Here is a 22,363-nt window from a genome sequence, read left to right on the forward strand (position 1 = left end):
TGCCAGAAAGCACCGGGCGCAGGTAGCGCGAAGACGTGAACAAGTGTAATGACTGCTGAAAGCATCGCGGGGCAAGCCCGCTCCTGCAGCATTGTGCAGGAGCGGGCTTGCCCCGCGATGGCGTCGGTCGTTACTGCACCGCCGCTTCCTGCACCACGCGGATTACCCGCTGCGGAAAGGGAATGTCGATGCCTTCGGCCTTGAGGCGGTCACGGGCATGCTCGTTGAGCATGAACAGCACGTCCCAGTAGTCGGCGGTGTTGACCCAGATGCGCAGCGATACCGTGATCGAGCTGTCGCCCAGGGTCGAAATCACTGCCTGTGGCGCCGGGTCCTGGTGCACCCGCGGGTCCTGGGCCAGTTCCAGCAGCACGTTGCGGGCCTTTTGCAGGTCGGCGTCGTAGTCCACGCCCACATCGAACACCACCTTGCGCGTCGGCTGGCGGTTGGTGTTGGTGATGATGCCGTTGGACAGGCTGCCATTAGGCAGGATCACGGTCTTGTTGTCGCCGGTGCGCAGCACGGTGTGGAAGATCTGGATGCTGTCGACGGTACCCGCAACCCCCTGGGCTTCGATCCAGTCACCGATGCGGAACGGGCGGAACAGCAAAATCAATACGCCACCGGCGAAGTTGGCCAGGCTGCCCTGCAGCGCCAGGCCGATGGCCAGGCCTGCGGCACCGATGGCGGCGACGAAGGAGGTGGTTTCGATGCCGATCATCGAGGCCACGCTGACAATCAGCAGGATCTTCAGGATGATGTTGGCCAGGCTGCTGATGAAGCCTTGCAGGGCCTGGTCGGCATTGCGCAGGGCCAGCAGTTTGCCCAGGCGGAAAGTGACTTTGTTGATCAGCCACCAGCCGATGGCCAGGGTCAGCAGCGCCAGCAACAGGCGGCTGCCGTATTCCATGATCAGCGGAAGCCAGGTTTGCGAAGCCTTGACCAGCTGGTCGACCTCAGCGTTGAAATCCATCGTATGTTCTCCTGATGCCGAGCGGCAAAGAGCTGAAAAAGACCTGCCGCAAACGTTTCAGCGGCACCTCGGCCCTCGGACGCCAAAAAGGCGCCAAGGTTCCGGGCTCCGCGACTTCAGTCGCGGAAATTGTTGAACTGCAGGGGCATGCCGAACTCTTTGGCGCGCAGGGCGGCGATCGCTTCTTGCAGGTCGTCGCGCTTCTTGCCGGTGACGCGCACCTGCTCGCCCTGGATGGCGGCCTGGACCTTGAGCTTGGCGTCCTTGATGTGGGCGACGATCTTCTTCGCCAGTTCTTTATCGATACCCTCTTTGAGCACCGCTTCCTGCTTCATGACCTTGCCCGAAGCGAAGGCGTCCTTCACTTCCAGGCACTGCACGTCGATCTTGCGCTTGACCAGGGCCAGCTTGAGGATCTCGATCATCGCTTCGAGCTGGAACTCGGCCTCGGCGGTCAGGTTGACGGTCAGTTCCTTTTCCTTGAACTCGAAGCTGCCCTTGCCCTTGAGGTCATAGCGACGGTCCAGGTCCTTGACCGCGTTTTCCACGGCGTTGGTGACTTCGTGCTTGTCCAGTTCCGATACCACGTCGAACGACGGCATACCTTTTCTCCAAAAAATAAAGGCACCCTCGCGGCTCTGCTGAAAGAGCGCGATGGAGCGCGCAGGGTTTGACGGTTAAAATACCGGATCATTATAACGGTTGCGAAACGCTGATGAGCAGCACCTGGCATATTCTCGGCGCCGGCAGTCTGGGCAGCCTCTGGGCCTGCCGGCTGGCCCGCGCCGGCAAACCGGTCCGGCTGATCCTGCGCGACAAGGCGCGGCTGCAGGCCTATGAAGCCGCAGGCGGCCTGACCCTGGTTGAACAGGGCAAGGCGCAGTTACAGGCGATCCCCGCACAACTGGCCGACGACCACACGCCGATCCACCGCTTGCTGGTGGCCTGCAAGGCCTACGACGCCGAACAGGCGGTGGCGCAACTGGCGCCGCGCCTGGCTAAAGATGCCGAGCTGATCCTGCTGCAGAACGGTCTGGGCAGCCAGGAAGCTGTGGCCAACCGCGTACCCCACGCCCGCTGCGTGTCCGCCTCGAGCACCGAAGGCGCGTTCCGCGAGCAGGACTGGCAGGTGAATTTCGCCGGGCACGGCTTCAACTGGCTGGGCGATCCGGCCAACCCCGGCGCCCCGGACTGGCTCGATGACCTGAGCGAAGCCGGCATTCCCCACCAGTGGACCCCGGACATCCTCACCCGCCTGTGGCGCAAGCTGGCGCTCAATTGTGCGATCAACCCGCTGACCGTGCTGCATGACTGTCGCAATGGCGGCCTGCAGGCGCATCAGTGCGAAGTCGCGACCCTGTGCGCCGAACTTGCCGAGCTGCTGCAATACTGCGGCCAGCCGCAAGCGGCCGAGGGCCTGGTCGATGAAGTGGAACGGGTGATCCATGCCACGGCGGCCAACTACTCTTCCATGTACCAGGATGTTCGCCACGGCCGGCGCACCGAAATCCACTACCTGCTCGGCCATGCCTGCCGCACCGCCAGCCGCCACGGCCGGCAGCTGCCGCACCTGGAACGGCTGTACCGGCGCCTGGTCGAACACCTGAACACGCGCGGATTGCCCAGCGACTGAGCACGGCGCTACCCTGCCCCTTCACCTACAGACCGGGACTACGCCTTTCACATGACTTTGCGCGAACGCCTGGAGAACCTGCCGGTCGGCCAGAAGTTGCTGGCCGCCCTGCTGGTGCTGCTGATCACTATCCTGCTGGTGGCCAACCTGACTTTTATCAGCGCCGCCTACTGGATTTCCCAGGAGAGCATGGCCCCGCAGGCCCTGCAGACCATTGGCCGGCTGGTGTCCAACCCGCAACTGGCACAACAGGCCAGCGATTCGCCGGAGGCCGCCAAGGCCCTGCTCAAGGAACTCGACAGCTACACCCCGCTGCGCGCCGCCGCCCTGTACGGCAGCGACGGCAAGATACTTGCGCAATTGCAGCACGGCGAAGCCCTGCCGTTGCCCAAGCGCTACCGCAACATCGACAACTGGCGCCTGACCGAATTTCGCAGCACGCAACTGGTGAGCCTGCCGCGCGCGGGCGGCCCGCCCGGCCATCTGCTGCTGGTGGCCAGCAGCGAGCTGCCGATGGCCTTCTACACCGGCACCCTGACCGCCAGCCTGGGCATCCTGGTGTTCAGCATCCTGCTGTGGATGATCATCGCCCGGCAGATCAAACGCCTGATCACCCAGCCGATCTACCAGCTTGAAGAACTCTCGCGCCAGGTCACCCGCGAAGAAAACTACGCCCTGCGCGCCAAGCGCGGCAACGATGACGAGATCGGCAGCCTGGCCGACGCCTTCAACACCATGCTCTCGCGCATCGAAGCCCGCGAGCAGCAGCTCAAGCGCACCCGCGACGAATTCCAGGACGCCTACGACCAGGCCCAGGGCCTGGCCGAAGAAACCCGTCATACCAACCGCAAGCTGGAGCTGGAAGTCCAGGTGCGCAGCAAGATCGAGAAAAAACTCACCGGTTTTCAGAACTATCTCAACAGCATCATCGACTCCATGCCCTCGGCGCTGATCGCCCTCGATGAGCAGCTCTATGTCACCCAGTGGAACCAGGAAGCCAGTGCGCTCTCTGGAACGCCGCTAGACGAAGCGCTGAACCAGCCGATCTTCCTTGCCTTCGAACCCCTCAAGCCGTTTTTGCCGCAGCTCAAGGAGAGCGTCGAGAAGCACCGGGTGGCGAAGATCGAGCGGGTAACCTGGACCAAGGACGACGACGCCCGCCACTATGCCCTGACCTTTTACCCGCTGATGGGCGGTGGCGGCCGCGGCGTGGTGATCCGCATCGACGACATCACCCAGCGCCTGTCGCTGGAAGAGATGATGGTGCAGTCGGAGAAGATGCTCTCGGTCGGCGGCCTGGCGGCGGGCATGGCCCACGAGATCAACAACCCGCTGGGCGCCATCCTGCACAACGTGCAGAACATTCGCCGGCGGCTATCGCCGGACCTTGCCAGGAACCTCGAACAGGCCGACGAGATCGGCATCGACCTGCCGACCGTCAACCGCTACCTGCAAAGCCGCGAAGTGCCGCAGTTGCTCGACGGCATCCAGCAGGCCGGCGCCCGCGCGGCAAAAATAGTGACCCACATGCTCAGCTTCAGCCGGCGCAGCAACCGCCAGTTGGCGCCTTGCGATTTGCCAGCGCTGATCGACCAGGCGGTGGAAATTGCCGGCAACGACTTTGACCTGACCATCGGCTTCGACTTCAAGGGCCAGGCCATCGTCCGCCAGTTCGACCCCAACCTGGGCCCGGTGCCGTGCACCGCCAACGAACTGGAACAGGTGTTGCTCAACCTGCTGAAAAACGCCGCCCAGGCCATTCACCTGCGCCACGACGACAGTGAGCCCGGGCGCATCACCCTGCGCACCCGGCTCAACCCGCCGTGGGCGGAGATCCAGGTCGAGGACAACGGCATCGGCATGCCCGAAGCGGTGCGCAAACGCACCTTCGAGCCGTTCTTCACCACCAAGGAAATCGGCCAGGGCACGGGCCTGGGCCTGTCGGTGTCGTATTTCATCATCACCAACAATCACAAGGGGCAGATGGAAGTGCAATCGGCACCGGGCCAGGGTACTTGCTTCACCTTGCGCCTGCCGCTTGCCCCAAGCAAAACGGAGTCTTGAGCATGGGTTTTCGTTTGTCGAAGATTTACACCCGCACCGGCGACAAAGGTGAAACCGGGCTGGGCGATGGCCGCCGCGTGCCAAAGGACCATCCGCGAATCGAAGCGATTGGCGAGGTCGACAGCCTCAACAGCCAGTTGGGCCTGTTACTGGCCGGGTTGGCCGAACAGCGGCTGGATGAGCTCACTGAGGTACTCGCACCTTGTCAGCACCGGCTGTTCGATCTGGGCGGGGAACTGGCGATGCCGGCGTATCAAGCACTGAACAGCGCTGAAGTGGAGCGCCTGGAGGCGGCGATCGACCGCTGGAACGAAGAGCTGGGGCCGCTGGAGAACTTCATTCTGCCCAGTGGTTCGGCGCTGATCGCCCAGGCCCACGTGTGCCGCAGCCTGGCCCGCAGTGCCGAGCGGCGCTGCCAGCAGTTGAACAGCATCGAGCCGCTGGCCGGGGTGGGCCTGGCGTATATCAATCGGTTGTCGGATTTGCTGTTTGTCGCGGCACGCTTGATAGCACGGCGTCAGGGAGTGGCCGAGGTGTTGTGGCAGGCTGCGGCCAAACCCTGAGGGCCTCATCGCGGGTCAAGCCCGCTCCTACAGGTGGCGATCCTGTAGGAGCGGACTTGCCCCGCGATCAATTCAGAGCTCAGGCCAGAACGCGCGGATCCCCGCCACACCCTGAGCGCCATGCTGCCAGGCCTTTTCCTGCTCGGCAGCGCCCACACCACCAAGCAGATACACAGGCTTGCTGAAGCCTTCGATCAGTTGCTGCGCCTGGTCCCAGCCCAGTGGCACGGCATCCGGATGGGTCTGGGTCGCCTGCACCGGTGACAGGGTGACGAAATCCACGCCCATCTGCTCGGCCAGTGCCAGTTCTTCAGCGTTATGACACGACGCCGCCAGCCAGCGCTGCCTGGGGAACGGCCGGCCTTTGCTGGCGTACTTGCGCAGCTGCTCAGAGGTCAGGTGCCAACCGGCCGCCGGGAAGTCGCCCAGCCATTCCAGCGGGCCCTTGAGCATCAACTGCGCCTTGCCCGCGCACAGACCGACCGCATCCACCGCGACATCGCGGTATTTGGGGTCGTACATGTTCGGCGCACGCAGTTGTACCAGCTTGATTCCGTCGGCAATGGCCTTCTGGATGCCTCGCAACATCTGCGGGACTTCCAGCCCCTCGGGAGTAATCAGGTATTGCCCTGGCAAACGCGCGGCGGCAACGATTGGCTGGTTGGCTTCAGGGAAGTCGTAGTCCGGCAACTCCCGCGCAGTCACCCAGGCCAGCGGCTGGCCTTCGGCGCCATGGGGTTCGCCGCTAAAGCCGTTAACGTCCCAGACATCCAGCAGTACCTGTTTGTCCGGGTAATCGTGCTTGACCTTGATCAGCGGCCGCGCCGCAGTGACAACGATGCCCAGCTCTTCGTGCAACTCACGAGCCAGGGCCACTTCGACCGCTTCGCCGTCTTCGACCTTGCCACCGGGAAATTCCCACAGGCCGCCCTGGTGCTGGCTGTCAGCGCGGCGGGCAATCAGGATGCGTCCGTCGGTGCCGCGGATGACCGCGGCGGCTACATGCACACGTTTCACCCTTCACGCTCCGCCAGGCCAGCTTGTTGCCAGGCCTGGAAGGCTGGCCACTGGTAGATGGTCTCGATATAGGCCGCCGCATCTGCCGGCACTTCGACCCGGTAGGTGCGCAGGCGCACGGCGATCGGGGCAAAGAAGGCATCGGCCAGGCTCAGGCTGCCGAACAGGTAAGGGCCAGCCTCTTTGGCTGCCAGGCGGCATTCGGACCACAGCGCGACGATGCGGTCGATATCGACCTGCACGTCCAGCGGCATGCTTTCCAGCGCTTGATCGCGAGAAAGGTCGAACGGCATGTTGCCACGCAGGGCGAAGAAGCCGCTGTGCATCTGCGCGCAAGCAGAACGGGCCTGGGCACGGGCAGCGACGTCGGTAGGCCAGAGGTTGGCTTGCGGGTGACGCTCGGCCAGGTATTCGGCAATCGCCAGGGAGTCGGCAATCACCCCGTGCTCGCTCTTGAGCAGCGGTACCTTGGCGGTGGGCGAATGCTCGAGCAGGCGCTGGCGGGTGTCAGGCTGGTTGAGCTTGATCAGGGTTTCATCGTAAGTAGCACCGGCCAGCTCAAGGGCCAGGGCGGCGCGCAGCGACCAGGAGGAGTACAGCTTGTCGCCGATGATCAGGTGGTAGCTCATGGTTCGGCTCCATCAGGGGCTTTTCGCGGGGCAAGCCCGCTCCTACAGGTTTGGTAGGAGCGGGCTTGCCCGGCGATGAGGTTAAGTACGGTATTCAGCGTTGATTTTCACGTACTCGTGGGACAGGTCGGTGGTCCAGATGGTTTCGCTGCACTGGCCACGGCCCAGCTCGATACGGATGGTGATTTCTTCACGGGCCATGACTGCCGAGCCCTGGGCTTCGGTGTAGCTGGCGCTGCGCCCGCCCTGGCTGGCGATGCACACATCACCCAGGTAGACGTCGATCAGGCTGACGTCCAGGTCCGGTACACCGGCCCGGCCGACCGCGGCGAGGATCCGGCCCCAGTTCGGGTCGGAGGCGAACAGTGCGGTCTTGATCAGCGGCGAGTGAGCCACGGCATAGCCGACGTCCAGGCACTCCTGATGGTTGCCGCCGCCGTTGACTTCAACAGTGACGAATTTGGTCGCACCTTCGCCGTCGCGGACGATGGCCTGGGCGACTTCCATGCACACTTCGAACACGGCTTTTTTCAGCGCTTCGAACAGCGGGCCACTGGCTTCGCTGACTTCGGCGACATCGGCCTTGCCGGTGGCAATCAGCATGCAGCAGTCGTTGGTGGAGGTATCGCCGTCGATGGTAATTCGGTTGAACGACTTGTTGGCGCCGTCGAGGATCAGGTCCTTGAGCACCGCCGGGGCCACCTTGGCGTCGGTGGCGATGTAACCGAGCATGGTCGCCATGTTCGGGCGGATCATGCCCGCGCCTTTGCTGATGCCGGTGACGGTGATGGTCACGCCGTCATGCTGGAACTGGCGGCTGGCGCCTTTAGGCAGGGTGTCGGTGGTCATGATGCCGGTGGCGGCAGCGGCCCAGTTGTTTTCCGACAAGTCATCGATGGCTGCCTGCAGGGCGCCTTCGATCTTCTCGACCGGCAGCGGCTCGCCGATCACGCCGGTGGAGAATGGCAGCACGGCACTGGCGTCGACGCCAGTCAGCTCGGCCAGCTTGGCGCAGGTGCGCTCGGCCGCAGCCAGGCCTGGCGCGCCGGTGCCGGCGTTGGCGTTGCCGGTGTTGGTCAGCAGGTAGCGCACGGTACCCTGTACGCGCTGTTTGGCGAGGATCACCGGGGCGGCGCAAAAGGCGTTCAGGGTAAACACGCCGGCGACGCTGGAGCCTTCGGCGCAGCGCATTACCACCACGTCCTTGCGCCCGGGGCGCTTGATGCCCGCAGAGGCGATGCCGAGTTCGAAACCTGGAACCGGGTGCAACGTTGGCAAAGGACCAAGACCAACAGCCATGAAAGCGCTCCTAGAAAAAAGGCACCGGGACGAGATTACCGGCGCTTGAGATGGAACAACGCCGCGACGGTCAGGACCAGTCGCGGCGCGGTGTTCAGATGTCAGCGAGGTACTACGGCGTGATGATCAGTCGATCTTGCCGTGGCACTGCTTGAACTTCTTGCCCGAACCGCACCAGCATGGCTCGTTGCGGCCCAGCTTCTGCTCGTTGCGCACAGGCGCGGCGGCCACGGCAACGTCAGCACCGTCTTCCTGCGGTTCAGCTTCAAGGCCCGGGGCCTCGGCGTGCTGGAACTGCATGCGCGCAGCCAGCTCTTCGGCTTCGCGGCGCAGACGGGCCTCTTCCTCGACCGGATCTTCGCGGCGCACCTGAACGTGCGAGAGCACGCGGATGGTGTCGCGCTTGATCGAATCGAGCAGCTCCTGGAACAGGTTGAACGACTCGCGCTTGTACTCCTGCTTCGGGTTCTTCTGCGCATAGCCGCGCAGGTGGATACCGTGGCGCAGATGGTCCATGGTCGACAGGTGGTCTTTCCACAGGTCGTCGAGCACACGCAGCAGGATCTGCTTCTCGAAGGTACGCAGGGCTTCGGCGCTGGCCTGCTCTTCCTTCTCGTTGTAGGCCGCCAGCAGCTCGGTCATGAGCTTGGCACGCAGGGTTTCTTCGTACAGGTGGTCGTCTTCGTCGAGCCATTGCTGAATCGGCAGCTTGACCCCGAAATCGCTGGCCAGGGCCGCTTCCAGGCCGGCCACGTCCCACTGCTCGGGCAGCGATTGCGGCGGAATGTGCTGGGCGACGGTGACGTCGAGCACTTCCTGGCGGAAGTCGGCGATGGTGTCGCCAATGTTGTCGGCTGCCAGCAGGCTGTTACGCATGTGGTAGATGACTTTACGCTGTTCGTTGGCGACGTCGTCGAATTCGAGCAACTGCTTGCGAATGTCGAAGTTGCGGCCTTCGACCTTGCGCTGGGCTTTTTCGATGGCGTTGGTGACCATGCGGTGTTCGATGGCTTCACCGGACTGCATGCCCAGGGCCTTCATGAAGTTCTTCACCCGGTCAGAGGCGAAGATACGCATCAGGCTGTCTTCCAGCGACAGGTAGAAACGGCTCGAACCCGGGTCACCCTGACGACCGGAACGGCCACGCAGCTGGTTGTCGATACGGCGCGATTCGTGACGCTCGGAAGCAATCACGTGCAGGCCACCGGACTCGATCACCTGCTGGTGACGCTTCTGCCAGTCGGCCTTGATCTGCGCGACCTGCTCGGCGGTCGGGCTGTCCATGGCGGCGACTTCGACTTCCCAGTTACCGCCCAGGAGGATGTCGGTACCGCGACCGGCCATGTTGGTGGCGATGGTCAGCGCACCCGGGCGACCGGCCTGGGCAATGATCTCGGCTTCTTTTTCGTGGTACTTGGCGTTCAGGACCTTGTGATCGATGCCTTCCTTCTGCAGCAAGTTGGACATGTGCTCGGAGGTTTCGATGGTCGCGGTGCCCACCAGGACCGGACGGCCCTGGGTCATGCTTTCCTTGATGTCGGCGATGATCGCCTGGTACTTCTCGTCGGCGGTCAGGTACACCAGGTCGTTGAAGTCCTTACGGGCCAACGGCTTGTTCGGCGGGATCACCATCACGTTGAGGCCGTAGATCGACTGGAACTCGAACGCTTCGGTGTCGGCGGTACCGGTCATGCCCGACAGTTTGTTGTACAGGCGGAAGTAGTTCTGGAAGGTGGTCGAGGCCAGGGTCTGGCTCTCGGCCTGAATGTTCAGGTTCTCTTTCGCTTCGATCGCCTGGTGCAGGCCTTCGGACAGACGACGGCCCGGCATGGTACGCCCGGTGTGTTCGTCGATCAGCAGGATCTGGCCGTCCTGGACGATGTACTCGATGTTGCGATGGAACAGCTTGTGCGCGCGCAGGCCGGCGTAGACGTGGGTCAGCAGGCCCAGGTTGTGCGCCGAGTAGAGGCTCTCGCCCTCGGCCAGCAGGCCGACCTGGGTGAGCATCTCTTCGATGAACTGGTGGCCGGCTTCGTTGAGTTCAACCTGACGGCTCTTCTCGTCGATGCTGTAGTGGCCTTCCTGGGTAACCTGGCCCTCGACTTCCTCGATGTGCTGCTTGAGGCGCGGGATCAGCTTGTTGATCTCGATGTACAGCTTGGAGCTGTCTTCGGCCTGGCCGGAGATGATCAGCGGGGTACGGGCTTCATCGATGAGAATGGAGTCGACTTCGTCGATCACGGCGAAATTCAGCTCGCGCTGGAATTTCTCTTCCATGCTGAAGGCCATGTTGTCGCGCAGGTAGTCGAAACCGAATTCGTTGTTGGTGCCGTAGGTGATGTCGGCGGCGTAGGCAATGCGCTTCTCTTCCGGCGGCTGGAACGGTGTGACGACACCGACGGTCAGGCCGAGGAATTCGTACAGCGGACGCATCCAGTTGGCGTCGCGGCGGGCCAGGTAGTCGTTCACCGTGACCACGTGCACACCTTTGCCCGACAAGGCATTGAGGTACACGCCCAGGGTTGCGACCAAGGTCTTGCCTTCACCGGTACGCATTTCTGCGATCATGCCTTCGTGCAAGGTCATGCCGCCGATCAGCTGCACATCGAAGTGACGCATGCCCATGACCCGCTTGCCCGCTTCACGGGCGACCGCGAAGGCTTCAGGCAACAGCTGGTCGAGGGTCTCGCCTTTGGCCAGGCGCTCTTTGAACGCTGCGGTCTTGGCGCGCAGCTGCTCGTCCGAGAGGGCCACCATCTGCTCTTCGAAGGCATTGACGATCTGTACCGTCTTGAGCATGCGTTTGACTTCACGCTCGTTCTTGCTTCCAAAAAGTTTTTTTAACAAAGGCGCAAACATATCGGCAGGATCTTCCACACGTGGGGATGGAGGGCGGCCCCGTAAGTCGCCCGTGCAGCCCTAATGGCCGCATGCGAACGAGCATTCTACCCGGAAACGATGGTGAGGAAAGTGGCGGATTTCCACGATGCTGGCACAGCGCTTTGACGGGGCATGGTATAAAATAAGGCCTTTTTCGCCAACTTCAAGCCATTGCAACATGAAGTTTTACCCTCGCAGCGCAAACAGGGCCTGCCTGTGGCGATCTGCTAAGATGGCAGCTCTGTAACTTCAGGTGTCCCTTCATGGCTTTTTGCCCCTCGCCAGCCCGCGCTCCCGCTGTCCTTCTGCGCGAAGCCCGGCCGCTCAAAGCCCTGTTCAGCCAGGCCCAGCGCCTGGCGCAACTGCAGAAGCTGCTCGACAGCCAGCTGCAGCCGGCGGCCCGCGAACATTGCCACCTCGCTTCCTGGCGCGAGGGCACGCTGTTGTTGATCGTCACCGACGGCCACTGGGCCACCCGCCTGCGTTACCAGCAAAAACGCCTGCAACGCCAGTTGCAGACCCTGGAAGCCTTTGCCAGCCTGACGCGGATTGTGTTCAAGGTACAGCCACCGACCACCCAGAGCCGCGCGGCCGGGCACACCGCCGACCTGTCGAGCCGGGCGGCCGAAAGTATTCAGGCGACGGCTGAAGGCATCAGCGATCCGAAGCTGCGGGCGGCGCTGGAGCGGTTGGCCAGCCATGCGCGGGATAAGGATGCGGCGGACTCTTGAGGGTATGACTCGACTTGCCCCCGATGCGCCTGCTATCGCGGGGCATGCCCGCTCCTACAGGGGCAACAGGCATAAAAAAGGCCACCCGAAGGTGGCCGAAAAAAACTAAAGAAGAGAGTGTTCGTACTTACACTGCCGCAACCGGACGCATGTAAGAGATCGGTGCCGTGCTGGCATCTTCGAAAGTCACCACTTCCCAGGCGTCTGTTTCCTCGATCAGCTTGCGCAGCAGCTGGTTGTTCAGCGCGTGTCCGGACTTGTAGCCCTTGAACTCGCCGATCAGGCTGTTGCCCAGCAGGTAGAGGTCGCCGATGGCGTCGAGGATCTTGTGCTTGACGAATTCGTCTTCGTAGCGAAGACCGTCTTCGTTGAGCACGCCGTCCTTGTCGACCACGATGGCGTTTTCCACACTGCCACCGAGTGCGAGGTTGTGCTTGCGCAGGTACTCGATGTCACTCATGAACCCGAAGGTACGGGCGCGGCTGACTTCCTTCACAAACGAGGTGCTGGAAAAGTCCACGCTGGCGCTTTGGGTCCGGTTGCGGAACACCGGGTGATCGAAATCGATCTCGAAACTCACCTTGAACCCGTCGAATGGCAGGAAAGTAGCGCGCTTGTCGCCGTCTTCCACTGTCACTTCGCGCAGGATGCGGATGAACTTCTTGGCTGCGTCCTGTTCTTCCAGGCCGGCAGATTGAATCAGGAATACAAAGGGCCCAGCGCTACCGTCCATGATCGGCACTTCGGACGCGGAGAGCTCGACGTAGGCGTTATCGATGCCCAGGCCAGCCATGGCCGAGAGCAAGTGCTCAACCGTGTCTACCTTGGTATCGCCGTTGACCAGTGTCGTCGACATGGTGGTCTCGCCGACGTTGGCCGCGCGGGCGGGAATTTCCACCACGGGGTCGAGGTCGGCACGGCGAAATACGATGCCGGTATCCACAGGTGCAGGTTTGAGGGTCAGGTAAACCTTTTCCCCGGAGTGCAGGCCGACACCTGTGGCACGGATAATATTCTTCAGGGTGCGTTGTTTAATCATGGCATTGGCCGCTTCAGCGCAAATTGCGAACTGGTATCAACAAAGGCTGAGGATAATACCAGACCCGGCCTTTGCTGAACACCAATCACCCTTATACCCCTGATAAATTTCATTAATCGGCCTGACGACGCAGGAATGCCGGGATGTCCAGGTAGTCCAGATCGTCTTGCGGATTAAGTTTTGCAGCAGCCGCAGCACCGGCGTGGGCCTGGTTGCGCATCACGGTCGGACGCTCCAGGTCACGGTAGTTAACCGACGACTCGTTGCGTACAGGGGCCGGAGCCGGGGTCTGCGCCGCAGCGGTCTGCATGGTGTTGTCGATAACCTTGACCGGCTTCTCGATTTTCGCACCCAGGCCAGTGGCAACCACAGTAACGTGCAGCTCGTCGCGCATGTCCGGATCGATAACGGTACCGACCTTGACCATGGCGTGATCGGATGCGAAGGCCTCGATGATGCTACCGACGTCCGAGTACTCACCCAGCGACAGGTCAGGACCTGCGGTGATGTTCACCAGGATGCCGCGAGCGCCCTGCAGGTTGACGTCTTCGAGCAGCGGGTTGCGGATGGCTGCCTCGGTCGCTTCACGTGCACGGTTAGGACCGCTGGCACAGCCGGTACCCATCATGGCCATGCCCATCTCGCTCATCACGGTACGCACGTCGGCGAAGTCGACGTTGATCATGCCCGGGCGCTTGATGATGTCGGAGATACCGCGAACGGCACCGGCCAGTACGTCGTCAGCCTTGGCGAACGCCGACAGCAGGCTGGCGTCCTTGCCGAGGATGGTCAGCAGCTTCTCGTTGGGGATGGTGATCAGCGAGTCGACGCTGTCAGCCAGTGCACGGATGCCCTCGTCGGCAATCTGCATGCGCTTGCGGCCTTCGAACGGGAACGGCCGGGTCACCACGGCAACGGTGAGGATGCCCAGTTCCTTGGCCACTTCGGCGATGATTGGCGCCGCACCGGTACCGGTACCGCCGCCCATGCCGGTGGTGATGAACACCATGTTGGTGCCTTGCAGCACTTCAGCGATGCGCTCACGGTCTTCCAGCGCGGCCTGGCGGCCGACTTCCGGATTGGCCCCGGCACCCAGGCCCTTGGTCACGCCGGTACCCAGTTGCAGGATGGTGCGCGCGCCGATGTTTTTCAGCGCTTGAGCATCGGTGTTGGCGCAGATGAATTCGACGCCTTCGATGTTGCTCTTGACCATGTGATTGACGGCGTTGCCACCGCCGCCACCGACGCCGATCACTTTGATGACCGGACTTTGCGGGACGTTGTCTACGAGCTCGAACATTTTCCCTCTCCTTACAGTTCTCTAGTTTTTGCGCCTACTACTACTGCTTTGAAACTTTAAAAGTTGCCCTGGACCCAGCGTTTGAAGCGTTCGAACGCTGGAGCCTTCGGTTCATCGCCATAGCCGTTGTTGCTGCTGCTGATACCGGTCAGGGTCAAGCCGTCGGACTGCTTCTGCAGGCCGTAGGTCAAAAGGCCCACACCGGTGGAATAAATCGGGTTGCGCACCACATCGCTAAGGCCGCGAACACTGTGCGGCACGCCCAGGCGTACCGGCATGTGGAAGATTTCCTCGGCAAGTTCTACCGCGCCTTCCATTTTCGAGGTACCGCCGGTCAGGACGATGCCCGCCGGTACCAGGTCTTCGTAGCCGCTGCGACGCAGTTCGGCCTGGATCAGGGTGAAGAGCTCGTCGTAACGCGGCTCGACCACTTCGGCCAGGGCCTGGCGCGACAGTTCGCGCGGCGGACGGTCGCCGACGCTCGGCACCTTGATGGTTTCACCGGCGCCGGCCAGCTTGGCCAGGGCGCAGGCGTAACGGATCTTGATCTCTTCGGCGTATTGGGTCGGGGTACGCAGGGCCATGGCGATGTCGTTGGTCACCTGGTCGCCGGCAATCGGGATCACCGCGGTGTGACGGATTGCGCCTTCAGTGAAGATGGCGATGTCGGTGGTGCCGCCACCGATGTCGACCAGGCACACGCCGAGCTCTTTCTCGTCATCGGTCAGCACCGAGTAAGCCGAGGCCAGTTGCTCGAGGATGATGTCGTCGATTTCCAGGCCGCAGCGACGCACGCACTTTTCGATGTTCTGCGCGGCATTGACGGCGCAGGTGACCACGTGGACCTTGGCTTCCAGACGCACGCCGGACATCCCCAGTGGCTCGCGCACGCCTTCCTGGTTGTCGATCACGTAGTCCTGCGGCAGGGTGTGCAGGACCCGCTGGTCGGCCGGAATGGCCACGGCCTGGGCGGCGTCGAGCACGCGCTCAAGGTCGGCGGCGCTGACTTCACGGTCGCGGATGGCGACGATGCCGTGGGAGTTCAGGCTGCGGATGTGATTGCCGGCAACACCGACGAACGCCGAGTGGATCCGGCAGCCAGCCATCAGCTGGGCCTCTTCGACTGCACGCTGGATCGACTGCACGGTGGACTCGATATTGACCACCACGCCCTTCTTCAGCCCGCGCGATGGGTGGGTGCCGATACCGACGATTTCCAGGGTGCCGTCGGCGGCGACTTCGCCCACCAGTGCCACGACCTTGGAGGTGCCGATATCCAGCCCGACGATCATTTTGCCGCTATGCGCATTTGCCATGGGTCCTGCCTCTCTCTAATTCTTCGCAACGGCGGGTTGGGCCGTCGTCGGTGCATTCGGTTCCCGCCAGCCAACAGCCAGGCCATTGGCATAACGCAGATCGATGCGGGCGATGTTCGTGATCTGTTCTTTGAGTGTCTTGTCGTAAATGGCAATGAAGCGGCGCATCTTTTCCACCAGATGATCGCGTCCCAGCAGCAGTTCGATACCTGGCCCGGCGCTACCGGCACCGGTGGTCAGGAACCAGCTGCCGCGCTCGCGCAACTCCAGCCGGGCAATCGAAAAGCCCATCGGCCGCAACATCTGGCTCAGGACCTGATATTGCTGCATTACTTTTTGCTGCGCCCGCTGCGGCCCGAACAGCTGCGGCAGGTGCTCGTAGTTGGCCAGTTCACGCGGGGTAAAGGCCTGGCCCTGGTTATTGAGCAAGGCTTCGTCACCCCAGCGCGCGACCGGCAACTGTTCTTCCAGGCGGATCACCACTTCATCCGGCCACACCCGGCGCACTTCGGCGTGGGCGATCCAGGGCATCTGCTCCAGTTCCGCGCGCATGCTCGCCAGGTCGACGGTGAAGAAGCTCGCCGCTACGTAGGGGGCGATCCGTTGCTGCACCGCCTGCTGGCTGATGTAGCTGAGGTCGCCCTGCACGGCGATCTTGGTAATCGGCCGATCGGCGTATGGCATCAGGCGCTGGGCACCTTCGTAGGCGCCAAAACCTGCGACGACCAGCAGCACCGGCCACAGCAGGCGCTTGAACACGCTGAAGTTGGCCTTGGGAAGGCGCGCCGACAGTGGCTCCTTGGCCACCATCCGGCTGGCACCACGCGGCACCGGCTTGTTACGGCCGGGGGCGGGTTGCTGATGACGTAACATCGCGCCTTGCATGGGCTTAACCTCGCGCCTCGACGCTTGCCGCCAGGATCGCCAGCACCAACTGCTGGAAGTCCAGGCCGGCCGCGCGTGCCGCCATCGGGACCAGGCTGTGATCAGTCATGCCTGGTGCGGTGTTGACCTCGAGCAGCCAGAAACGCCCCTGCTCGTCCTGCATCACGTCCAGGCGGCCCCAGCCGGCGATGCCGATGGCGTCGCAGGCACGGGCAGTCAGGTCGATCAGCTCTTGTTCCTTGGCCGCGTCCAGGCCGCACGGGATGCGGTACTGGGTATCGTTGGCAATGTACTTGGCGTCGTAGTCATAGAAGGTGTGCGGCGTGCCCAGGGCAATCGGCGGCAACACCTGGCCACGCAGGGTCGCGACGGTGAACTCCGGACCATGAATCCATTGTTCGACCAACACTTGCGAATCGTAGGTAGCGGCGTCCTTCCAGGCGGCGATCAATTCGTCGACACCCTGCACTTTCGCCATACCGATACTGGAACCTTCATGGGCCGGTTTGACGATCAAAGGGAAGCCCAGTTCCGCACCTGCAGAAATACAGTCGGCTTCGCTGCTCAGTACGGCGTGACGAGGGGTCGGAATCCCCAGGCTGTGCCACACCTGCTTGGTCCGCAGCTTGTCCATGGCCAGTGCCGAAGCGAGGATGCCGCTGCCGGTATAGGGGATGCCCAGGCACTCCAGCAAGCCCTGCATGCTGCCGTCTTCACCGCCACGGCCGTGGAGGATGATGAAGGCGCGGTCGATCTTCTCGCTCAGCAGGCGCTGCAGCAGATCGTCACCGACGTCGATGGCGACCACATCGACACCGGCGCTGGTCAGCGCCTGGATGACTGCGGCGCCGGACTTCAGCGAAACCTCGCGCTCGGCGCTCTTGCCGCCGTACAGCACGGCAACGCGGCCGAAGGCTTTCGGGTCGATGGTCGAGTGCAAAGTGGCGTATGCGTTATCAGTCATTTCGACTTCCCCTGACTGGCAACAGCACCAGCGAACAACGGACTCTTGAGTAATTGCGGGGCCAGGCCACCGATGTCACCGGCACCTTGGCACAGCAGGATGTCGCCAGCGCGCAGCAGCGGCTTGACCAGCGGCGCCAGCTCGATGCCGCGCTCGATGTAGATCGGGTCGAGCTGGCCGCGCTGGCGGATGCTGTGGCACAGCTGACGGCTGTCGGCACCGGGGATCGGCTCTTCGCCGGCCGGGTAGACTTCCATCAGCAACAGTACGTTGGCGTCGGCCAGGACCTGGACGAAATCGTCGTAGAGGTCGCGGGTGCGGCTGTAACGGTGCGGCTGGTAAACCATCACCAGGCGCCGCTCAGGCCAGCCACCGCGCACGGCCTTGATCACCGCCGCGACTTCGGTCGGGTGGTGGCCGTAGTCGTCGACCAGCATCACGCTGCCGCCCTCTACCGGCAGTTCGCCGTAGACCTGGAAGCGCCGCCCTACCCCCTGGAACCCCGAAAGGCCCTGGACAATGGCTTCATCGCTGATGCCCTCGTCGGTGGCAATGGCGATGGTCGCCAGGGCGTTGAGCACGTTGTGATTGCCCGGCATGTTGACCGACACGTCCAGCGGCTCGCGATCGCGGCGCAGCACGGTGAAGTGGGTCTGCATGCCCGACTGGCGGACATTGATCGCGCGCACGTCGGCTTCTTCGCTGAAGCCATAGGTGACCGCCGGCCGCTTGACCTGCGGGAGGATCTCGCGCACCACCGGATCGTCCAGGCACATCACCGCCAGCCCGTAGAACGGCAGGTTGTGGAGGAACTCGACGAAGGTTTTCTTCAGTTTGTTGAAGTCGCCTTCGTAGGTCGCCATATGGTCGGCGTCGATGTTGGTGACCACCGCCACCAGCGGCTGCAGGTGCAGGAAGCTGGCGTCGCTTTCATCGGCTTCGGCGATCAGGTAGCGGCTGGTGCCGAGCTGGGCATTGGTGCCGGCTGCATTGAGGCGGCCACCGATGACGAAGGTCGGGTCCAGGCCACCGGCGGCGAACACCGAGGCCAGCAGGCTGGTGGTGGTGGTCTTGCCATGGGTACCGGCAACGGCGATGCCGTGGCGGTAGCGCATCAGCTCGGCGAGCATCTCGGCCCGCGGCACCACCGGAATGCGCCGCTCAAGGGCGGTGGCGACTTCCGGGTTGGCGGTGTTGATGGCGCTCGAGACCACCAGCACATCGGCGCTGGCGGCGTTCTCGGCACGGTGACCGATGAAGATCTGCGCACCGAAGGATTCCAGACGCTCGGTGACCGGCGAGGTCTTGAGGTCGGAGCCCGACACCTGGTAACCCAGGTTCAGCAGCACTTCGGCAATACCGCACATGCCCACGCCGCCGATACCGACGAAGTGGATGCGACGGATACGGCGCATTTCCGGTTGTGGCATGGCTTTTTGATTCTCAACCATGGGCCACCTCCAGACAGATATCGACCACGGTGCGGGTGGCAGCGGGCTTGGCCAGGCGCCGGGCAGTGGCGGCCATGGTGGTGAGTTTTTCCGGTTGCATCAGCACCTCGTTCAGGCGTTCAGCGAGTTGCGCTGCGCCAGTTGTCGCTTGTGGCATCAGGAAGGCAGCGCCTTCACGGGCCAGATAATGGGCGTTGTGGGTCTGGTGGTCGTCGATGGCATGGGGCAAGGGCACCAGCATCGAGGGCAAGCCGGCCGCAGCCAGCTCGCTGACAGTCAGCGCACCCGCGCGGCAGACCACCAGATCAGCCCAGCCATAGGCATGGGCCATGTCCTTGATGAACGGCTCTACCTGAGCCTCGACACCCGCCTGGCGATAACGCTCGGCGGTAATCTGGTCGTGCTGCTTGCCAGCCTGGTGGAACACCTCGGGACGAATCTCCTGAGGCACCTGGGCCAGGGCCTGGGGCAGCAGCTTGTTCAGCGGTTCGGCACCCAGGCTTCCGCCGAGTACCAGCAAGCGAGGCCTGCGCGCGCCCAGGGGCTCGCGCAGGGTTTCCATGAACAGTTCGCTGCGCACCGGGTTTCCGGTGGTGCGCAGTTTGTCCGACGCCGCGAAGGTGTCGGGGAAAGCTTCGCAGACTCGGCCAGCCAAGGGCACCAGCAGCCGATTGGCGGTACCGGCGCGGGCGTTCTGCTCGTGAATCACCACCGGCACGCCGCAGAGCTTGGCGGCTACGCCACCGGGGCCGGTCACGTAGCCACCGAAGCCGACCACGCACACCGGCTTGAGCTGACGAATGATCCGCCGCGCCTGCAGCACCGCCTTGACCAGGGTGAACGGCGCCTTGAGCAACGACAGCTTGCTCTTGCCGCGCAGGCCGGTGACCTGGATCAGGTGCAATTGCAGGCCTGCCTGGGGCACCAGCTCGTTCTCGATACCGCGAGGGGTGCCCAGCCAGTGCACGCTGAAGCCGCGCGCCTGGAACTCACGGGCGCAGGCCAGCGCCGGGAACACGTGGCCCCCGGTGCCGCCGGCCATGATCAATACGTTCTTGCCGTTAGCGGCCATGATTCGGCTCCTCGGCAAAATCGCTTTCATCGAATTCGTGTTCTTCACTGCCCAGGTGCGTGCGGCTCTCCCACTCGATCCGCAGCAGCAAGCCGACGCAGGCGCAGCAGATCACCAGCGAGCTACCGCCGTAACTGAGGAACGGCAGGGTCAGACCCTTGGTCGGCAGCAGGCCGACGTTCACGCCGATGTTGATCAGGAACTGACCAATCCACAGGAAGGCCAGGCCGAAAGCCATGTAGGCGGCAAAGAACTGCTTGGCTTTTTCAGCCCACAGGCCGATGTACAGCGCGCGCACAGTGACAAACACAAACAGCGCCACGGTGACCAGCGAGCCGACCACGCCCAGTTCTTCGGCAAGCACCGAGAAGACGAAGTCGGTGTGCGCTTCGGGCAGGTAGAACTGCTTCTGCACGCTGTTGCCCAGGCCGACACCCAGCCACTCGCCGCGACCGAAGGCGATCAGCGCCTGGGTCAGCTGGTAGCCGGAGCCGAACTGATCCGACCAGGGGTCGGTAAAGGTAATCAAACGTGCCATCCGGTAGGGCTGGGCCTGGACCAGGATGAACACCGCCGCCACCGCCAGCACCACCATCAAGCTGAAACGGAACAGACCGACGCCACCAAGGAACAGCATCGCTGCCGCCGCGCCCATCATGACCACCGTGGCACCGAAGTCCGGCTCCATCAGCAGCAGGCCGGCCATTGGCAACAGCACGATGAACGGCTTGAAGAAGCCCATCCAGCTTTCGCGCACTTCCTGCTGGCGACGCACCAGGTAACCGGCCAGGTAAATGACCACGAAGACCTTGGCGATTTCCGAGGGCTGGACGTTGAAGAAGCTGAAGCCGATCCAGCGCATCGAGCCGTTCACTTCGCGGCCGATGCCCGGCACCAGTACCAGCACCAGCAGGCCGAAGGCGCCGACCAGCATGGTGAAGCCCATCTTCTGCCAGGTGGCGATCGGCACCATCATGGTGACGATGCAGGCAAAGACGCCGATGGCCACGTACACCAGGTGGCGAAACATGTGATACAGCGGGTTGCCCGACTGCGCCGCGGCGACTTCCGAGGACGCCGAGGTGATCATCACCAGGCCGAGGCCGAGCAGCGCCAGGCAACCGGCGAGCATGGCGAAATCGAGGTCGATGCCGCGACCGCTGATCAGCGGCGATGGATAAGGCTTGATGATGCCGAAGATCATGCCAGCCCTCCTGCGGCCTGGGCGAACAGGCGCCCACGCTCTTCGAAGTTTTTGAACATGTCCAGGCTCGCGCAGGCCGGCGACAACAGCACGGCATCGCCAGGCTGGGCCAGTTCGGCGCATTGCTGCACGGCTTCATCGAGGGTGTTCACCCGGATCTGCGGCACGTCGTCGCCCAGGGCTTGCGCCAGGCGCTCGGCATCGCGGCCAAGCAGCACAACGGCGCGGCAGTTGGCTGCAACCGGTGCGCGCAGGGCGCTGAAGTCGGCACCTTTGCCATCGCCGCCGGCGACCAGCACCAGCTTGCCGTCGATATCGGCGCCCAGGCCTTCGATCGCCGCCAGGGCGGCACCGACGTTGGTCGCCTTGGAGTCGTCATACCAGTTCACGCCGTTACGCTCGCGGATCCACTGGCAACGGTGGGCAAGGCCTGCGAAGGTGCGCAGGCTGGAGAGCATGGCGTCCATCGGCAAACCGACCGCATGGCCCAGGGCCAGGGCCGCCAGGGCGTTGGACTGGTTGTGGGCGCCGCGAATCTTCAGCTCGCGCACCGGCATCAGATTCTGGAATTCGAACGCCAGGTACTTCTCGCCGCTCTCTTCGCGCAGACCGAAGGCTTTGAAGTCGGGGGCGTTCAGACCAAAGGTCCATACCGGTTGGCCTTCAGACAACAGAGGCCGGCTCAGGGCATCCTGGCGGTTGACCACCACCTGGCGCGCACCACGGAAGATCCGGTGCTTGGCCAGATGATAGGCCGGCAGGCCGCTGTAGCGGTCCATGTGGTCTTCGCTGACGTTGAGCACGGTGGCCACTTCGGCGTTGAGCTGGTCGGTGGTCTCCAACTGAAAGCTCGACAGCTCCATCACGTACAGCTCGACGTCGTCGCTGAGCAAATCCAGCGCCGGGGTACCGAGGTTGCCGCCGACCGCCACACGTTTGCCTGCCGCGGCGGCCATTTCGCCAACCAGGGTGGTGACGGTGCTTTTGGCGTTGGAGCCGCTGATGGCAATGATCGGCGCCTTGGCGTTGCGGGCGAACAGTTCGATATCGCCCGACAGCTTCACGCCGCGGGCAGCGGCCTGTTGCAGGGCCGGGGTGGCAAGGGCCAGGCCGGGGCTGACATACAGCTCGTCGGCGCGGCAGAGAAACTCGACGTCCAGCTCGCCACAGCGCACTTCCACCTGCGGGAAATCACGGCGCAGGGTGTCCAGTTCCGGCGGGTTGTCACGGGTGTCGGCAACCGCAAAGGCAATGCCCCGGTTCGCCAGGAAGCGAACCAGGGACATGCCGCTCTTGCCGAGGCCGACAACGATGCGGAAGTGGTCAGAAGCGATCAAGGACAC

The 22,363-nt window shown here is 63.2% G+C and carries 19 protein-coding genes; 4 read left to right on the top strand and 15 right to left on the bottom strand.

The window, feature by feature from the left end:
* Window positions 1-130: 130 nt before the first annotated feature.
* Window positions 131-973, bottom strand: a complete 843-nt coding sequence (locus ACZ9A3_RS18795) for a mechanosensitive ion channel family protein (RefSeq protein ID WP_045197365.1) — start codon at window positions 971-973, stop codon at window positions 131-133.
* 116 nt (window positions 974-1,089) lie between these two features.
* Window positions 1,090-1,575, bottom strand: coding sequence for a YajQ family cyclic di-GMP-binding protein (locus ACZ9A3_RS18800; RefSeq protein ID WP_045197363.1), 486 nt, complete (start codon window positions 1,573-1,575; stop codon window positions 1,090-1,092).
* A gap of 113 nt (window positions 1,576-1,688) precedes the next feature.
* On the opposite strand from ACZ9A3_RS18800, the gene ACZ9A3_RS18805 reads away from it, so the two are divergent.
* From ACZ9A3_RS18805 to ACZ9A3_RS18815, 3 genes are read left to right on the top strand one after another with little or no spacing between them, the layout of a single operon-like run.
* Window positions 1,689-2,606 carry a putative 2-dehydropantoate 2-reductase gene (locus ACZ9A3_RS18805; protein WP_213603338.1) on the top strand — a complete coding sequence of 306 codons (918 nt, stop codon included), beginning with the start codon at window positions 1,689-1,691 and terminating at the stop codon, window positions 2,604-2,606.
* 51 nt (window positions 2,607-2,657) lie between these two features.
* Complete coding sequence (locus tag ACZ9A3_RS18810; RefSeq protein ID WP_213603336.1) at window positions 2,658-4,670, top strand: sensor histidine kinase; 2,013 nt, start codon at window positions 2,658-2,660, stop codon at window positions 4,668-4,670.
* Window positions 4,671-4,672: 2 nt separating this feature from the next.
* Window positions 4,673-5,233 (top strand): cob(I)yrinic acid a,c-diamide adenosyltransferase, encoded by a 561-nt coding sequence (locus ACZ9A3_RS18815; RefSeq protein ID WP_093379841.1) that lies wholly within the window; start codon window positions 4,673-4,675, stop codon window positions 5,231-5,233.
* A gap of 72 nt (window positions 5,234-5,305) precedes the next feature.
* Here ACZ9A3_RS18815 and ACZ9A3_RS18820 read toward each other — a convergent pair whose 3' ends face one another.
* The 4 genes from ACZ9A3_RS18820 to secA all read right to left on the bottom strand — a co-directional run bounded on the left by ACZ9A3_RS18820 (window position 5,306) and on the right by secA (window position 11,037).
* A complete protein-coding gene (locus ACZ9A3_RS18820) occupies window positions 5,306-6,250 on the bottom strand; it encodes a Nudix family hydrolase (RefSeq protein WP_045197354.1) in 945 nt (314 codons plus the stop codon).
* Window positions 6,247-6,879: a glutathione S-transferase gene (locus tag ACZ9A3_RS18825; protein WP_093379836.1), complete on the bottom strand. Its 633-nt coding sequence runs from the start codon at window positions 6,877-6,879 to the stop codon at window positions 6,247-6,249. The genes ACZ9A3_RS18820 and ACZ9A3_RS18825 overlap by 4 nt, the downstream gene beginning before the upstream one ends.
* An 81-nt stretch (window positions 6,880-6,960) precedes the next feature.
* The gene (gene argJ, locus ACZ9A3_RS18830) at window positions 6,961-8,178 is read right to left on the bottom strand and encodes a bifunctional glutamate N-acetyltransferase/amino-acid acetyltransferase ArgJ (protein WP_045197349.1); all 1,218 of its coding nucleotides are present in this window, start codon (window positions 8,176-8,178) and stop codon (window positions 6,961-6,963) included.
* Window positions 8,179-8,304: 126 nt separating this feature from the next.
* Window positions 8,305-11,037 carry a preprotein translocase subunit SecA gene (gene secA, locus ACZ9A3_RS18835; RefSeq protein ID WP_045197346.1) on the bottom strand — a complete coding sequence of 911 codons (2,733 nt, stop codon included), beginning with the start codon at window positions 11,035-11,037 and terminating at the stop codon, window positions 8,305-8,307.
* A gap of 284 nt (window positions 11,038-11,321) precedes the next feature.
* Between secA and ACZ9A3_RS18840 the strand changes: the two genes are divergently transcribed.
* Window positions 11,322-11,789 carry a DUF721 domain-containing protein gene (locus tag ACZ9A3_RS18840; protein ID WP_476252996.1) on the top strand — a complete coding sequence of 156 codons (468 nt, stop codon included), beginning with the start codon at window positions 11,322-11,324 and terminating at the stop codon, window positions 11,787-11,789.
* 127 nt (window positions 11,790-11,916) lie between these two features.
* Here ACZ9A3_RS18840 and lpxC read toward each other — a convergent pair whose 3' ends face one another.
* The 9 genes from lpxC to murD form a co-directional block, all read right to left on the bottom strand.
* Window positions 11,917-12,828, bottom strand: coding sequence for a UDP-3-O-acyl-N-acetylglucosamine deacetylase (gene lpxC / locus ACZ9A3_RS18845; RefSeq protein ID WP_028943297.1), 912 nt, complete (start codon window positions 12,826-12,828; stop codon window positions 11,917-11,919).
* Window positions 12,829-12,940: 112 nt separating this feature from the next.
* Window positions 12,941-14,128, bottom strand: coding sequence for a cell division protein FtsZ (gene ftsZ / locus ACZ9A3_RS18850; protein ID WP_045197340.1), 1,188 nt, complete (start codon window positions 14,126-14,128; stop codon window positions 12,941-12,943).
* 56 nt (window positions 14,129-14,184) lie between these two features.
* The gene (gene ftsA, locus ACZ9A3_RS18855; protein ID WP_010220793.1) at window positions 14,185-15,444 is read right to left on the bottom strand and encodes a cell division protein FtsA; all 1,260 of its coding nucleotides are present in this window, start codon (window positions 15,442-15,444) and stop codon (window positions 14,185-14,187) included.
* 15 nt (window positions 15,445-15,459) lie between these two features.
* Window positions 15,460-16,329 (bottom strand): cell division protein FtsQ/DivIB, encoded by an 870-nt coding sequence (locus tag ACZ9A3_RS18860; RefSeq protein ID WP_038998876.1) that lies wholly within the window; start codon window positions 16,327-16,329, stop codon window positions 15,460-15,462.
* A gap of 4 nt (window positions 16,330-16,333) precedes the next feature.
* On the bottom strand, window positions 16,334-17,293 hold the full coding sequence (locus ACZ9A3_RS18865; protein ID WP_258594788.1) for a D-alanine--D-alanine ligase: 960 nt from the start codon (window positions 17,291-17,293) through the stop codon (window positions 16,334-16,336).
* Complete coding sequence (gene murC / locus ACZ9A3_RS18870) at window positions 17,290-18,744, bottom strand: UDP-N-acetylmuramate--L-alanine ligase (protein ID WP_045197336.1); 1,455 nt, start codon at window positions 18,742-18,744, stop codon at window positions 17,290-17,292. The genes ACZ9A3_RS18865 and murC overlap by 4 nt, the downstream gene beginning before the upstream one ends.
* The gene (murG, locus tag ACZ9A3_RS18875; protein ID WP_093379822.1) at window positions 18,737-19,816 is read right to left on the bottom strand and encodes an undecaprenyldiphospho-muramoylpentapeptide beta-N-acetylglucosaminyltransferase; all 1,080 of its coding nucleotides are present in this window, start codon (window positions 19,814-19,816) and stop codon (window positions 18,737-18,739) included. Before murG ends, murC begins: the two co-directional genes overlap by 8 nt.
* Window positions 19,806-21,020 (bottom strand): putative lipid II flippase FtsW, encoded by a 1,215-nt coding sequence (gene ftsW / locus ACZ9A3_RS18880; protein WP_045197333.1) that lies wholly within the window; start codon window positions 21,018-21,020, stop codon window positions 19,806-19,808. Before ftsW ends, murG begins: the two co-directional genes overlap by 11 nt.
* A complete protein-coding gene (murD, locus tag ACZ9A3_RS18885; RefSeq protein WP_045197331.1) occupies window positions 21,017-22,363 on the bottom strand; it encodes a UDP-N-acetylmuramoyl-L-alanine--D-glutamate ligase in 1,347 nt (448 codons plus the stop codon). The genes ftsW and murD overlap by 4 nt, the downstream gene beginning before the upstream one ends.

The organism is Pseudomonas sp. TE4620, assembly GCF_056279045.1.